The sequence below is a fragment of the Dyella flava genome, assembly GCF_016904955.1.
Taxonomy (GTDB): Bacteria; Pseudomonadota; Gammaproteobacteria; order Xanthomonadales; family Rhodanobacteraceae; genus Dyella_B; species Dyella_B flava.
Map to the genome: position 1 here is coordinate 1 of NZ_JADIKE010000034.1, position 15,236 is coordinate 15,236.

13 protein-coding genes are annotated in these 15,236 nt (G+C 60.4%); 1 reads left to right on the top strand and 12 read right to left on the bottom strand.

Translation table 11 applies throughout. From position 1 onward, the window contains the following. Positions 1-60: 60 nt before the first annotated feature. From ISP19_RS08245 to ISP19_RS08255, 3 genes are all read right to left on the bottom strand, one after another. Positions 61-201, bottom strand: coding sequence for a hypothetical protein (locus ISP19_RS08245; RefSeq protein WP_204680889.1), 141 nt, complete (start codon positions 199-201; stop codon positions 61-63). Positions 202-208: 7 nt separating this feature from the next. Continuing rightward, positions 209-352 (bottom strand): hypothetical protein, encoded by a 144-nt coding sequence (locus ISP19_RS08250; protein WP_204680890.1) that lies wholly within the window; start codon positions 350-352, stop codon positions 209-211. 155 nt (positions 353-507) lie between these two features. Then, positions 508-717, bottom strand: coding sequence for a hypothetical protein (locus ISP19_RS08255; protein ID WP_204680891.1), 210 nt, complete (start codon positions 715-717; stop codon positions 508-510). Positions 718-769: 52 nt separating this feature from the next. On the opposite strand from ISP19_RS08255, the gene tfpZ reads away from it, so the two are divergent. Next, positions 770-1,513 carry a TfpX/TfpZ family type IV pilin accessory protein gene (gene tfpZ / locus ISP19_RS08260; protein ID WP_204680892.1) on the top strand — a complete coding sequence of 248 codons (744 nt, stop codon included), beginning with the start codon at positions 770-772 and terminating at the stop codon, positions 1,511-1,513. Positions 1,514-1,711: 198 nt separating this feature from the next. Here the strand turns inward: tfpZ and ISP19_RS08265 are convergent, their stop codons facing one another. From ISP19_RS08265 to ISP19_RS08305, 9 genes are all read right to left on the bottom strand, one after another. Then, positions 1,712-3,613 carry an acyltransferase family protein gene (locus ISP19_RS08265; protein ID WP_204680893.1) on the bottom strand — a complete coding sequence of 634 codons (1,902 nt, stop codon included), beginning with the start codon at positions 3,611-3,613 and terminating at the stop codon, positions 1,712-1,714. 381 nt (positions 3,614-3,994) lie between these two features. Then, on the bottom strand, positions 3,995-5,494 hold the full coding sequence (locus ISP19_RS08270) for a sulfatase family protein (RefSeq protein WP_204680894.1): 1,500 nt from the start codon (positions 5,492-5,494) through the stop codon (positions 3,995-3,997). Positions 5,495-6,071: 577 nt separating this feature from the next. Further along, a complete protein-coding gene (locus tag ISP19_RS08275; RefSeq protein WP_204680895.1) occupies positions 6,072-6,410 on the bottom strand; it encodes a hypothetical protein in 339 nt (112 codons plus the stop codon). A 445-nt stretch (positions 6,411-6,855) separates the two neighbouring features. Further along, positions 6,856-9,708: a bifunctional [glutamate--ammonia ligase]-adenylyl-L-tyrosine phosphorylase/[glutamate--ammonia-ligase] adenylyltransferase gene (gene glnE / locus ISP19_RS08280; RefSeq protein WP_204680896.1), complete on the bottom strand. Its 2,853-nt coding sequence runs from the start codon at positions 9,706-9,708 to the stop codon at positions 6,856-6,858. Positions 9,709-9,779: 71 nt separating this feature from the next. Continuing rightward, positions 9,780-10,925 carry a sulfate/molybdate ABC transporter ATP-binding protein gene (locus ISP19_RS08285; RefSeq protein ID WP_204680897.1) on the bottom strand — a complete coding sequence of 382 codons (1,146 nt, stop codon included), beginning with the start codon at positions 10,923-10,925 and terminating at the stop codon, positions 9,780-9,782. 11 nt (positions 10,926-10,936) lie between these two features. Continuing rightward, a complete protein-coding gene (gene cysW / locus ISP19_RS08290; protein ID WP_204680898.1) occupies positions 10,937-11,797 on the bottom strand; it encodes a sulfate ABC transporter permease subunit CysW in 861 nt (286 codons plus the stop codon). After that, on the bottom strand, positions 11,797-12,666 hold the full coding sequence (cysT, locus tag ISP19_RS08295; RefSeq protein WP_204680899.1) for a sulfate ABC transporter permease subunit CysT: 870 nt from the start codon (positions 12,664-12,666) through the stop codon (positions 11,797-11,799). The genes cysW and cysT overlap by 1 nt, the downstream gene beginning before the upstream one ends. After that, positions 12,626-13,627: a sulfate ABC transporter substrate-binding protein gene (locus tag ISP19_RS08300; protein WP_204680900.1), complete on the bottom strand. Its 1,002-nt coding sequence runs from the start codon at positions 13,625-13,627 to the stop codon at positions 12,626-12,628. Before ISP19_RS08300 ends, cysT begins: the two co-directional genes overlap by 41 nt. Before the next feature lie 332 nt (positions 13,628-13,959). Next, entirely contained in the window at positions 13,960-15,165 is a 1,206-nt protein-coding gene (locus tag ISP19_RS08305; protein WP_204680901.1) for an OprO/OprP family phosphate-selective porin, read from the bottom strand. Positions 15,166-15,236: the final 71 nt, after the last annotated feature.

Below are 15,236 nucleotides of genomic sequence, written 5' to 3' on the forward strand. Positions count from 1 at the left end.
GGACGGGAACGACGAAAAGTCATGGGTCTGTCCTTGACGGATAACGGGTCGTGATGGAGATCAAAAGGCGTACACCAGCTGGAAGCCGCTGGCCGGCCGCGTGGTGGGTAACAGGCGTCCCCCATGCCCGGCCTTGCCGATAAAGGCATCCCAACTGAGCTGGCGATAACTGCCGCGCAAACCGAAGAAGCCGCCACTCAAGGCGGTGTTACCGGGGATGTATTCTGTCGTGGCCGCTCACGCGGCCGGTGTCGAGGCCGGCGTAGAACACCAGCGGCCATTGATAGATAAGGTGTTGCGCCCCTGCGCTAGCGGCTTTCGGATCGACGATGTGATGGCGGCGATATTTCATGCCGTCAGTCTGGGTTTTAGCGAGAGCAGGCGGCATCCGTCGATGCCGTACGAGCGTGTCGGAAAAGGACTAATTCGGCATGCGAAAGAGACCGGTAGTAGTCAGTTCGACCTAACTACTTCGACTGTCTTTCGCCACATCCAGACGACTCCTTGTTATTGCGCCAGCAGCATCTCGATCCCCACGATCGCGAAGCCGACAACCACCTGGATCAGGTAGACCGCACTACGCGGCCGGATAAGCCGGCACACGTTCTTATTTGCGATTGGGAACAGATTGAGCTGTTGCAAAAGCAGCACGACTCTCAAAACCGCGACATGCCCCACTATTTCAGCTGGCGGCCCTGCTCGTTCTAGGAAAGTCACGAACGGGCATCGTATATTCCGCCAGGGTCAATCACCGCCGCCATGCCGAGCCATGAATCGCTGGAAAGCCGCCGCTATACATCTGTCGATCAGCGTCGTTGTAGCGCTGCTGATAGGGGCATTGCTCTACTTCGTCTGGTTTCCTTCGCCCTACTTCGCCGCCGCCGGCGCGAACAAACTGATCCTGCTGCTGATGGGCGTTGATGTAGGCATCGGCCCACTGCTCACGCTGCTGGTGGTCAATAGCCATAAACCCCTCAGATTGATACGTCTCGACCTGACCGTGATTGGCATACTGCAGGCCATCGCCTTTGGCTACGGCCTGCATGTGATCATCAACGCACGGCCGGTGTTTATCGTTGCCGAGTTGGATCGGCTGGTGATGGTATCCGCGGATCAACTCACCGATGCCGATCTGGCCCAAGGCCAGCAACCCGAATTCCGCAAGCGCTCCCTGACCGGACCGGTGCTGGTGGGTGCACTGCCACCCAAGGGCAAAGACGCTGGACTATTCGCGCTACAGGTCATGAGGTCCGGCAAGGACATCGATCAGCTGCCCAAGTATTACCTTCCTTACGATCAAGTGATTGGCGATGTGATGAAGCGCGCCAAGCCATTGGCATCGCTGAAAAACGTAACAGCTTCGCAGCAAGCTTATCTGGCTGCCCTGCAGGCAGCCTCCTCCTCCCCGCTGAAAGTACTGCCTCTACAGCGTGGCGAACATAGCTACTCAGCGATTATCTCCCCTGCGAGCAAGCGTCCGGTTGCGGTGCTGGCCATAGATCCCTGGAAATAAGTTATGCCAAGCCGTCCGAGAAATCGGGAATGGCTCACTCCGGCCCCTTTTCGCATTTTCTGCAATACTCGACTGGCGCTGATGGGTCGTCACTCTTTTTGTGCTTGGTCGCCTGGAAGAGCACGTCACGCACGCATTGTTATGCCACTCAGATTCGCTGCAGGCGCTTGATTGAAACGAGGGAAACGTGGGGAAGCCTTAGCCTCCAGCCCCTCTTCGGGACTTATATGACCTGTTTTCTTCTAGTTCTGCAATTTTTTCCGCATATTGCGAGGCGTATGCTTTCGCCGCCGTATAACTTACATGATGGCTGTCCCAATAAAGAGAATAGCCATCCATCATTGGCGGGCACTCACTTTCATTACAAAAAAACGTACTCATATCGATGACATGAACATTTTGCATACCCACCGCTGCGGCTCTTAGTTCCGACAGAAGAGGGGACGCATAAGTGTCGTATTCAGCGCGAGACATCGCACAAGCAGCAAGATCATCATTACGAAGACATCGGGCTACGGTGTCATGCATTTCCGGAGTAGGCCCGATGATCAGGACATTCGGTACCGCCGAAAGTCTAACAAGCGTGTCGTGAAGCATGTCTCTAAGCTCCCCATTCGGAGTTAGGTACGCACTCCACTGCGCAACAAGTATCACCGTATTGGCTCGACTGGCGCGCTCAACGACACCGGCATTCCACGTTCGACATTTGTCATCCGCTTGACGAGGACTATCTTCGGGAATAACCAAGAAAGGTCCGCACCCTGCACGCGAATAATCCATCGCCGCACGCTGCTCTTCCTGCCCGAGCCGATCTGATAGCGGCTCCCACGCGTAGGCCATTGAATCCCCCCAAAGTACGATGCTTACCGCACGACCATCGATAACTTGACAGTCATCTCGCAGCGGTACTGGACTGTACAGTCCGGCACGACAATGTCCGCCAGCAGGCGGCGTATCGTTTTCAACCCTTATCGCATCGGGGTTATCTATCTTATTGAATTGGGACTGATAACCATATGTGCAAGCAGCAAGTGTTGTAGCAACAGACACAGTTGCGCCCCATGCAAGTAGTCGCTTGCTTGGCCAACGCTTACGTCGAAGCGGCTGCTCGATATAACGATAACTCGCAATGGACAACAGCACAGCCAATGCACATAGCGATAAGCGAACCAGCGCGCTCCCTGATCCGATGGAGTTCGCGCGATAGATAGCCAGCAACGGCCAATGCCAAAGGTAGAGCGAATAAGAAATCAAACCTAGTCCGACCATAGGCGGTGATCGCAAAACACTTCCAGCGATACCCAGCTCATTGCCTTGATGAATGGTCCATAGCAAAACCACTGTCGCCATGACCACGGGTAAAGCTCCAGTCGCAGGAAAATGCGGCATAGATATAAAACACGTTGCTACGACAGCTGCCAAAGAAGTTGCGGCCATGCGGGGGTGAGCGGTACCCGAAGCCGGCAAGAAGGCGATGCCTCCACCTAAAGCCAATTCCCAGAACCGGGCAGGCATCTGATAGAACGCGGCTTGCGAGTTGACGTAGGTAAGCCATTCGGCCAACACAAAAGAAACTATCGCGAGTACGCAAAGCACCTTTAAGGTAGCCGCCGGCCGCCAGCGAAGTAGCAAAACCAGCAGGGCGGGCCACAACAGATAAAACTGTTCCTCGACCGACAAAGACCACAAATGAAGAAGCGGCATTTCTTCCGCACGAGGGGCAAAGTAGCCCCCTGTTACTGACTGAAAAAAGATGTTCGCCCCAAACGCCGCGGCCGCCGCCGCCGAGTAGGCCGTGCGCGTGGTCGCGTCCCTGGGCAACAACTCACCCACGCTCACCAACACTGCCAAGGTGACAGTCAGCGCCGCAGGAAGTATGCGTCGCACACGGCGGGCATAGAAGGCGGCAAAATCAATTCCGCCAGTGCGCTCATGTTCGCGCAGCAATAACGCGGTGATCAGGTAACCGGAGATCACAAAAAAGATATCGACCCCGACGAAGCCGGAGCGGGGCATGTCAACAGCGTGGTACAGAACCACTGCTAACACCGCGATAGCACGCAATCCGTCAATCTCGCGGCGGTAGGTAATCCCAGCCATCAAATCCTGCCTTTAATCAGTTATATCAGCCAACCCACGTGCCAAAAGTGGCCGCCATATCGTCCGACCTGGTTCAGCGCAACAAGGTTATCTGGCTGCCCTGCAGGCAGCTTCCCCTACCCCCGCGCTGAAAGTATTGCCCCTACAGCGTGACGAATATAGCTACTCAGCGATTATTTCACCCGCGAGCAAGCGTCCGGTTGCGGTGCTAGCCTAGATCCCTGGAAATAGGCCATGACACCATCGTCCGTTAAATCAGGGATCGCTCAGGTTGACCCTGATTCCCGGTCATTGCTCATAGTGCAACCTCAATCGGCATGAACCGCGCCATCCATTATTTGGACGAATAATGGATGGCGCCGATCCGTTCTGCCTATCTGCCTAGTTGTTGTTGACCTCATCATGCATAGGCAGGCCCGTTGGCCTGTATTGAAAATGATCACCCGTTTCGCGGCGCAGTTCATCGAGTCGGGTGGCGAGTTGGGACGCCAGTGCAGCGTATGCGGGTTTGCCGTAGAGATTGTTCTTTTCTTCAGGATCGCTGGCCAGGTCGTACAGTTCAAACTCCTCCGGCGCAAGGAAATAGTGGATGTACTTGTAACGCTCGGTGCGCACGCCACGGCACGGCTTGACGTTTTCATAGCCGGGATACTCGTAGTACTCGTAGAGCCAGTCTTTGCGCCACGGCGTATCCTCGCGGCCCGCAGCCAGTGGCATGAGGCTATGGCCTTGCATTACCTGCGGTATCGCAACGCCGGCGATATCGAGCATCGTCGGCGCTATGTCGAGATTAAGCGCCATCTTGTTCGGGCGCGTGCCCGCGGGTATCCGTTTGGGATAGCGCAGCATCATCGGGATGCGGATCGAAGGTTCGTACATTAACCGCTTGTCGTAAAAATGATGCTCGCCAAGCAAGAAGCCGTGGTCGGAGCTGAGCAGAATCGCGGTATCGTCGAGCGCGCGCTGGCGTTCGAGTTCGGCTACGACGCGACCCACGTTGCGGTCGTTGTCCATTACGCCGACATAGTGATCCTTGACAAGCTCTTCGAGCGAGCGCGGGCAGTCGTCATGCAGCTCGGTACTGCCGATCTTGTTGTCCGCGTCGGCCACCGCGCGTGGCTTCCCCGCATAGTCGGACTGATCTTCGTTGAACGTCGACGGCACCGGAATCGGCACGCCGTTGTACATGTTGACGAGATCCTTGGGCCGATAAAACGGGGCGTGCGGTGCGTAAAACCACAAAAACAGCACAAACGGCCGATCGTGTTCCTGCTCGAGCCAGGCAACGGCGCGGTCGGTCAAAAGATCGTCGATGTATTGCCCTTCGTACAGTCGCGGTTTCTCGTACTTGCCGTGCGCGCCCTCGGTGATGATAGGGCGGTAGTAGTCCCCCTGACCGGGGAACCCGAAGTAATAGTCCCAATGCCGATCGAGCAAGGCGCCATGGATGTGCGATTTACCGATGAATGCTGTTTCGTAGCCGGCCTCGAACAGAAGATCGCTCACGACCGCAACCTTGCCGGGCAAATCGCCCTGCACATTGCTGACCGCCCCGGTGGTGTGCGAATACAGGCCGGTCATGATCGTCGCCCTGGCTGGCAGGCAAAGCGCATTGATCACGAAGGCGTTGTTGAACACGCAGCCCTCGGTACCAATGCGATCCATATGGGGCGTCTTTAGAATCGGGTTGCCCATGAGCGAAAACTCGTCCGCCCGCAGCCCTTCACCAAGCACGCACACAATATTTGGCCGTTTCGCAGGGGTGGCCTTGGGATCGGCCGTGGCGGCACCAGCTGCCCACGACACGTCCCCCAGACCAGATAGCCATTTGGCACCCGCCAGACCAGACAGCCATTTCAACGCGGAGCGACGAGTCAGCATGAGCCTGAATCCCTAAACAGCGAAGGTGCCCAAACGAGCGCAGACGCATGATCAATCAGGCAGTCACTGAGCCGACTGCCGCTGCCATGTGCGCCTCCCAACGAATCACGCGGCCATTCCCGATGTCACTATTTCCACACAGGCTGTACGCACGGGACGCTGGCCTATGACGAACGTTGTTTCGTGGGGCAAGTCTCTCCCACCGTGGCGTTCGCCGCAACGGCCATCTTTAGGCACTCGCCGGTGTCCGGACGCTAAGCAGGCTTTGCGCAAACGGGCGTGTGAATGTCCAAAGGACTTTCGTGAAAACCGCGATGCGTTGTGGGCGTTGTTTTTTCTGTGGGGCTGGGGCGTGGATGCTGCAACGGGAGGCGTGCAACCGGGGTGTTCACCAGTTGGACGACTGATAGATGGCCTCGACTTTACCTTCAACATCAGCACGAACTGAACCTGGAACCTTATTCAGAAATATCCACGCAAGATGTTGCCCCATTCGCCCCACCAGATCCCCCACCTAAAAAACGGCACACTGTTCCTCACGCAGTGTGCCGGGAAGCGATCCTACGGCACGAGCGTGTTATCCATCCGTCTCCGTTTTAAGCGTGCCGACGTACTGACGCAGGTAGTACAGCGCGGCATGTAGCCCACTGGCTTGTGCGGGGGTTAATGGCCAGGGGCTGACGTTGTTGCGCCGGGCTCGGGGAAAAGCACGCTGGTAGGCGTCGCTGTACGCGAGCAGGTCCTGAATCACTTGACCGGCCAGCGCGGTGCCGGCGAGTCGCATGGTGTCGGTCAACTTTTTTTCCTGCGCAAGGCTCAGGGGATAAAGCTGATAGTCGGCGAAGGGGACGGATTTGGATTGTGGTTCCGGGGGAACCAGTGGGCAAACGGGTGCCGTATGATCTGTGGAGACCATTTCAACTCCTATCTAGTTGGACTGGTTTAGCGGGTCGTGGGAGCGGCTAACTCTCACGATCCGCGCCTTCCATACATTGCTGCATGGGTCATCGGCGCTGCCTGGTTAGAGTTCACGCTGATGACGGGTACCAGAATAACGAGTTGACCCGCCGGACCATGTAGGCCTTCGATGACTTTTTGTGTACGTTTTGCGCGCTGATTTTTTGGGGCGTGAGGACGTAGCTGCTGATGGCGTTATGGAAGTGAAGGCTAGTGCCGTGTCAGATTGCGCTGACGTCTTTGGCCTGTGGAATTTTTCAGGTCACTTCATGGTTGGCGTGGTGAAGGCGGGGTGTTCAGGCCCTTGCTGAGCGCAAGTTGCTGGACCCCGGCCTCTGCCGGGGCGACGGGTGGGGCTTGGGGTTGGTTGATGTGTGGCGTGCGTATGTGGCGCGTCGCGACGGTTAGAAGGCAAAGCCCAACGCATGGGTGACAACCTGCACATCGCTGCACAGCGCTTCTAGCGCTTCATCGCGTGGCGCAATGCGTGGGCGCAAGTCGAGTGTGCATAGCAACGCTCGGCGCAGCAGTTCTGCGTGGGCGCGGCTGAAGCAATTGGCTTGTGCGGTATCCAGCAAACCGGCATCGCGGCAGGCTTCGATCAAACCGGCGTTGGCGGTGATCGAGAGCAGCGCGGGGGCATTCGATGCGTGTGCGAGCACTAGGCCTTGCAGTGCAAACTCGATGTCGAGCAAGGCGCCATGACCTTGTTTGAGATCGATCTGCGCGGCATCGGAACGATCGCGCTCGGCGCGCCAGCGTTGGCGCATATTGCTGACCTCGGCAAGCACGGCGGCGCGATCGCGCGGCACGGCGAGGGTGCGGCGGCGAACTTCGGCGAGTTCGGCATTCAAGACCGTATCGCCCGCTACGGGCCGTGCGCGCAGCAGCGCCTGATGTTCCCAGGTCCAGGCGCGGCTTTCCTGGTAGGCCACGAAGGCTTCGAGGCTGCTGACCAGCAAGCCTTTGGAACCGTCGGGCCGCAGACGTGTGTCGACTTCGTAGAGGCGTCCTGCGCGCGTAAGCACGGTCAACCAGTTCATCACGCGCTGGGTGAGGCGTTGATACCAGCGCGAACCGTCCAGCGGACGCGGACCGTCACTCATTTCCTGCGCGCGTTGACCGTCGAAGACGAATACCAGATCCAGATCGGAGGCGAAGCCCAGTTCTTCGCCGCCCAGGCTGCCATAGCCGAGCACGGAAAAACCCGAGCTTGCACCGGGTAACCGTCCATGCTGCGCAATCACTTCACGCTCGGCGAGCGCGGCGACTGCGTTCACCACCGCTTCGGCGAGCGCACCGAGACGACGCGCGGTTGCTACCGCATCGGCGCGGCCATCGTTGAAGGCCAGCCCCAGGCGAAAGGCGATGCTCGCCTTGAATTCGTTGATGCGTTCCAGCTCGGCTTCGGCCTCGCGCTCGTCGAGCGTGGTGAGTACGTGGGCAATTTCCGCGCTGATGTCGGCGCGTTTGAGTGGCAGCTGATCGATGCGCGGATCGAGCACGTCGTCCAGCAATAACGGCTGGGCGATCACTCGCTCGGCGAGAAACGCGCTGTCGGCAAACAGCTGCGCCAGACGTTTGCGTGCGGCGGGTTGTTCTTCCAGCAAGGCGAGGTATGACGGACGACGCGCTACCGTCTGCACCAACCGGCACAGCCGCAGCAGACAGGCGACGGGCGCGGAGGTATGGCGCGCAACGGCCAGCAACTGCGGCATCAGATGATCGAGCTGTTCGCGCGCACGGGCGGACATCGCGCGCAGCTGCGAGGCCTGGGTCAATTTGAGCAGGGCTTCGGCGGCTTCCGCACCCGGGGAAAAACCGGATGCTTCCATCACGCGGGCATCCAGCGATTCGCCACATGCCTTTTGCCAAAGCACGACATCGGCGGCCGGCACGCTCGACTTGGGACCGCCTTCGGGCATCAGCACGGCGGCGAATTCGGTGGCGACAATTTCGCGGTGTTTGGCCAGTTCTTCGGCTAGAGGTTCCCACGCGGGGTAATCCAGACTTAGCGCGAGGCGTTCGCGGCTCAGATCGTCCTCGGGCAAGTCGTGCGTTTGCGCATCGCGCAGCATCTGCACGCGATTCTCCAATTGGCGCAGGAACACGTAGGCTTCGCGCAATGCACGCGCACGCGCCGCCGGAATATGTCCGCGCGCTTCACACGCGGTGAGCGCAGGCAACAGGCCACGCACACGCAGGCTGGGTTCACGACCACCGCGGATCAGTTGCACCAGTTGCACAATGAACTCGATTTCGCGAATACCGCCGGGGCCGAGCTTGAGATTGTCGGCCAGATCCTTGCGCGCGACTTCCGCGTCGATCAGCGCTTTCATCTCGCGCAAGCCAGCGAAGGCGGTGTAGTCGAGGTATTTGCGATAGACGAACGGGCGCAGCATTTCCTGCAATTGCTTGCCGGCGCTGCGATCGCCTGCGACGGTGCGCGCCTTGATCCAGGCGTAGCGCTCCCAGTCGCGACCTTCGCGCTGGTAGTACTGCTCCATCGCGCTGAATGGCAGCGCCAATCGTCCGGCATTGCCGAAGGGGCGCAGGCGCAAGTCCACGCGTGCACAGATGCCGTCGGTGGTCGGCTCGTTGAGCAGGCGCACCAGCTGGCGACCGAGACGTACGAAATATTCGCTGTTGTCGAGCGAGCGAGAGCCGTCACTGTCGCCGCCTTGCGGATAGGCCAGCACCAGATCGATATCGGACGAGAAATTCAGTTCGCTGCCACCGAGCTTGCCGAAGCCGATCACGATCAGGCGCTGCAGGTTGCCATCCGCGTCGCGCGCGTGGCCATAGCGTGAGGCCAGCATGCGCTCAGACCAATCCAGCGCGCTGCCGAGCAGGGCTTCATACAGCACGCTGGTGGCTGACAGGATTTCCGGCAATTCGTCCAGGCCGTTCACATCGCGAAATACCAGGCGCAGCGCTTCGGCGTGACGGAAGCGACGCAATGCCGCCATGCAGGCGGCTTCGTCGGCATCGAGCTTGAGCGCATCGATACGTGCGGCGGCGTCGCTGCCGGAGCGCAGGCGTTCCAGTCCTTGCGGCGCCAGCAGCTGGGGCTGGCTACGCCATGTTTCGAAAGCGAAATCGCTGGCCAGCAAAGTGCGACGGATGCGCTCCGCCACACCGGCGTCATCATGCAGTGGCACGCCGGCGGCGCGGCAACGGGCAACCAGTTGCGCGTAGCGATCGTCGATCAGGGCGCGTAAAGCGGAAGATTCTGCGGAAAGAGTCGTGACGGGCATGCGGGCATTATGCCTGCATCCCGCGGGGTGATTGTCCCGCTGCGTCTGCGCGCAACGGCCTTAGGCCGGGTTCACGCCCCCAAACGACGCCAAGGCCCGATCGCGATGGGTGACGCCGAATATGGCGGATGACAGTCTGTGCGCGCGCGAACGCGGCCTTCCCGATCCATGCCGAATACGGACAACGACTGGAAATGAACGTCGATCGGCTCGCCGACGCCAACACTGTGACGACTCCAGTCGCGTTCGCTCCACTCCGCCTCAAGCGGTTCGTCCATGCCTTCCACTTGCAGACCGGCACGCACGGTGCCCGCCACGTGCCGAAGACTCAGCAAACACGCCGCAAGACCTTCGCCGTGACGTGTTGCCGGAACGATATGCTCGGGGCGTACATGCACGGCAACGGTGTGGATGTCCGTGCTGGAAAAGCCATCGAGCTGCCATGCGTGACCCAGCACATGCAGGCTCGATCCAGCGACTTCGCCCGGCAACGGTTGGCCACGCGCGATAAAGCGCGAAACAAAGGCGGTCGCAGGCTGGTGATAAATCTGTTCCGGCGTGCCGATTTGCTCGATGCGGCCACGGTTCATCACCACCACGCGATCGGCCATTTCCAATGCCTCGTCTTGGTCGTGGGTGACGAACAAGGTGGTGATACCCAGCGAGCGATGAAATTCGCGCAACCAGCGGCGCAGATTGACGCGAACTTGTGCATCCAGTGCGCCGAAGGGTTCGTCCAGCAGCAGCAAGCGTGGCTCGATGGCCAAGGCGCGTGCCAGCGCCACGCGCTGGCGTTGACCACCGGAGAGCTGCGCGGGGTAGCGCGAAGCAAATGCATCCAGTTCCACCCGGTGCAGCAAGGCTTCCACGCTGGCCTTGATGGCCGATGCTTTCGGGCGCAGGCGCCAGGGGCGTACACGCAAACCAAAGGCCACGTTCTGCGCCACTGTCATGTGCGGAAACAGGGCGTAGTGCTGGAATACCAGGCCAACGCCACGACGCCTGGCATCCAGCGCAAGCAGATCCTGCCCATCGCGTTGCACGCTGCCGAGATCCGGTTGATCCAAGCCGGCGAGGATGCGCAGCAGGCTGGTCTTGCCGGAGCCGGAAGGGCCCAGCACGGCAACGAATTCGCCGTCGGCAATATCCAGGCTGACATCGTCCAGCGCGATGAACGATCCGAACTGGCGCCGCAGACGTGAAATCTCGATACCCATGCCGCTATTTCCTAATGGTCCGCATGCAAAACCTCACCGTGCCGCCACTCCAGCACACGCTTGACGCCGAGCGTGACTAAAGTAAGCAACGCAAGCAGTGAAGCCACGGCAAAGGCGGCGGAAAAATTTTCTTCATAGAGCTGATCGACTTGCAGCGGGAGGGTGTTGGTCAGCCCGCGCAAATGACCTGATACGACGTAGACCGCACCGAATTCACCCATCGCGCGCGCATTGCACAGCAGGACGCCGTACAGCAACGCCCAACGCACGCGCGGCAAGGTGACGCGAAAGAAGATCTGCCAGCCGTTCGCGCCCAAAGTGAGCGCGGCTTCCTCCTGTTCCGAGCCCTGCGCCTGCATCAGCGGAATCAGTTCTCGCGCCACAAATGGCAAGGTGACAAAGACGGTGGCAAGCACCAGCCCCGGCAACGCGAAGATCACCTGCCAGCCGTGCGCTTCCAGCCAGGAACCGAACCAGCCGTACTTGCCGAAGACCAGTATCAGCATCATGCCCGCCACCACCGGCGAGACGGAAAACGGCAGATCGATCAAGGCCCCCAGCAGGGCTTTGCCGCGAAAGTGGAAGTGCGTCATGGCCCAGGCGGCGGCGAGGCCGAACACCAGGTTCACGGGCACGGCGATGGCGGCGACCGTCAAGGTCAGGCGCACAGCGGCGAGGGTGTCGGGCTGGCGAATCGCATCGAGGAAGAACGCCACGCCCTGCCGGAACGCTTCGGCGAAAATCGCCAACAGCGGCAGCACCAGCAACCACGCCAACACCGTGACGGCGGCCACCACCAGCGCAATGCGCGCGCCGCGAACCGACCACGAAGGCCGTCCGCCGATCGACACGACGGCTGCGACCGCGGCCATCAGCGCAGCACCGCCCAGCGGTGGGTCCAGCGTTGCAGCACGGCCACCGCCATCAGCAATAGCAAGGACGCGGCGAGCATCACCGCGCCCAGGGCGGCCGCGCCGCGGTAGTCGTATTGCGAATCGATCTTCTGCACGATCAGGTAAGGCGCGATCTCGGTGCGGAACAGGCGATTGCCGGAAATAAACACTACCGAGCCGTATTCGCCGATGGCGCGCGCGAGTGCGAGCGCATAACCGGTCAACAACGTGGGCAGCAGCAGCGGCAGCAAGACGCGCGAGAAGCGTTGCAGCGGCGACGCACCCAGGGTGTAAGCCGCTTCTTCCAGATCGCTTTCCAGGCTTTCCAACACCGGCTGCAGCGTGCGCACGACAAAGGGCAGACCTACAAACACCATCGCCAGCAGCACGCCCAAGCGGGTGTAAGCCACTTCGATGCCCAACGGTTGCAGCCGGCTGCCGATCCAGCCGTTCGGTGCATAGAGCGCGGTCAAGGCGATGCCGGCGACCGCGGTGGGCAAGGCAAATGGCAAATCGACCAGGGCATCACACACGCGGCGGAACGCAAAGCGATAACGCACCAGCACCCAGGCGATCAGCAGGCCCAGTATCACGTCGATACTCGCTGCCAGCAGCGCCGCGCCGAAACTCAGGCGCAGCGATGCCAGTACGCGTCGCGTCGCCACTTGAGCCCACCATCCCGCCGGGCCGAGTTCGCACGCTGTCCAGAGCAGCGCCGACAGCGGCAGCAACACGCAGCCGCCCAGCACCGCCAGCGTGTAGCCCGCGCTCAAGCGAAACCCTGGCAGTACGTGGCGACTCACCGGATCAGTGCTCCCCTTCGGTGATCTGATCGAACACGCCGCCATCCGCAAAATAGGTCGCCTGCGCCTTGCGCCAATCGCCGAACTGCTCGGCGAGGGTGAAGGTTTTGACGGCGGGAAATTGCGCCGCATAGCTGGCTGCTACCGCGGCAAGGCGCGGCCGGAAGAAGTGCCTGGCGGCAATGGCCTGCCCTTGCGGGCTGTAGAGGTATTGCAGATAGGCCTCGGCGATTTTCTGCGTGCCATGCGCGGTGGCGACCGAATCGACCACGGCCACTGGCGGCTCGGCCAGGATGGTCGATGAGGGCACGACGATCTGATAGCTGTCCTTGCCGAACTCTTGCTGGGTCAGCAGCGCCTCGCTTTCCCATGCAATCAGCACATCGCCGATACCGCGTTGGACGAAGGTGTTGGTCGCGCCGCGTGCGCCGGCATCGAGCACGGGTACGTTCTTGTAGAGCGCGGAGACATAAGCGCGCGCCTTCTGGTCGTTACCGCCCGGTTGCCGTGCCGCCCAGCCCCAGGCGGCGAGGAAATTCCAGCGCGCGCCGCCGGAGGTTTTGGGATTGGGGGTGATCACCTGCACATCGGAGCGGATCAGGTCGGACCAGTCGCGGATGTGCTTGGGATTGCCCTTGCGCACGAGGAAGACGATGGTGGACGTGTAAGGGGAGCTGTTGTCGGGTAACCGGGTTTGCCAGTCTTTCGCCAGCAAGCCCTTGTCTGCGAGCACATCGATGTCGTAGGCCAATGCCAGGGTCACTACGTCGGCCTGCAAGCCATCGAGCACGGCACGTGCCTGCTTGCCCGAGCCGCCGTTGGAGGTGGTGACGGTGATGTTCTGGCCGGTTTGCTTCAGCCACTGGGCTTTGAAGCTTGTGTCTATGTCCTGGAAGTATTCGCGGGTCGGGTCGTAGGAGACGTTCAGCAGGCGGGTATCCGCTGCGTGGGTGTTGGCCGCGAGCAGCAGGAGCAGGGACGCCAGCATCAATACGTTTCGTTTCATGTGGGACGGAGCTCCTTGGGGCAGGTCGAAGACGCCCATCGTTGACTATAGGTTTGGACGGCCATACGGCTGAAAGCGCGGATGGTTCTATCCATATGCCGGGGTCTTGCCGACACGCTTTCTCCCTCTCCCTTTCGGGGAGAGGGTTGGGGTGAGGGGCCTACCTCGCCGGATGGTCATCCGTGCACGAGCGCAAAAAAAGCCTGCCTCGTAACATGATGCTTCCTGCAAGCCGTGGCCCCTCACCCTGCCCTCTCCTCGCTCCTCACAGCCGGGCACATCCATGTGCCCTCCCCGCGTGCCCCGGAGGGGAGAGGGGAAAAGCGGGCGGATCAGATGAATATTTCCGCCCGCATCTCAAACACATGCGGATTGATCACCAACCCACGGCGATCGCTGAATGCGCGGATGTAGTTAGCCTGCAAGCGCAAATGCGTACCCAGGTACCAGTTCGCGCCGGCAGTCCAGTCATGCTCCGTACCGCCTAGCACCCGCCCATTGTTGAGATCCAGCTCGCTGTAACGCAGCGCGAATTCCACCGCGCCCCACGCATGCGAGGGAATGACGTTGCTCACGTTGCCGTCGTGATATTGGCGCGACTCGCCGGTGACGACCCAGCTGCCGAAGGCGTAGTAACCGTTGACGTTGTAATTCGGCTTGCCATTGTTGAAGGTCGTCTGCGCTTGCAGGTATTCGCTCTGGATCGACCAGGGGCCGTTGATCCAGACCTCCTCCAGGCCGAGGCGATTGATGTGGTCCACGTCGGTGAGCGTGCCGGAGCTGATCAGCGTCACGGTGGTAAGACCCGCTTCCGGCGGCGTCTTGAAGCTGGCGGTGGCCGGCTGCTGTACGCCCAGCGCATCGACCACGCCATAGGGGCGTTCCTGCGAGGCCGCGACGCCCAGATGCAGCACCCTGCCCGTTTCGTGCAGCGGCACCCAGGCGGCGCGCGCGGCCAACGTATGGCCGGGATCCTTGCCTTCCATGTTCTCGCCGTAATAACCCAGGCTGGCTAACCAATGGGTACGCAAAATGGCCCAATCGATGCCTATACGGCGGTTCTCATAGACCGCCTGCGAGGGCAGCGCCAGCTCAAGAAAGGTGGTCTGCGTTGATGTCGTGACGCCTTCGAAGCTCACCGGCGTCTTGCTCTGCCCGAACTGGATCGCGCCAAAGTCGTCGCCCAGTACAGCCTGCGATTGCAGGCGGAGGAACGCGTCCTGCCATTGTTTCGACTGGAAGTCGTAATAGACGGTGGCGTCGTAAACACCGGGCTTCTTCACATAGAAGCCGAGGTATTTGCGGCGATTGGTGTGTGAATCGGTGAATTTGTCGTCGTCGTGCGAAAAGTCGTTCAGGTCGTACTGGTAACGCAGGACCAGGCCGAGATCCGTGCCATCACTAAACGTCACATGGGTCGGCCAGTTGTCGAGCCAGTCATAGTCGTCCGCCCTGGCTGTGTTGGGCGCGAGCAAGGTCAGCGCGCCCAACGCGGCCAGCGCGGATGTGGCGGTCGCAACGTTCGATCTTCGCGGCATGGAATCCTCCGGCGCCGGGTAAGGCGCCTATCGATTGAATGACTTCCCCTGGTGGGACGCCTGAGGGGTCG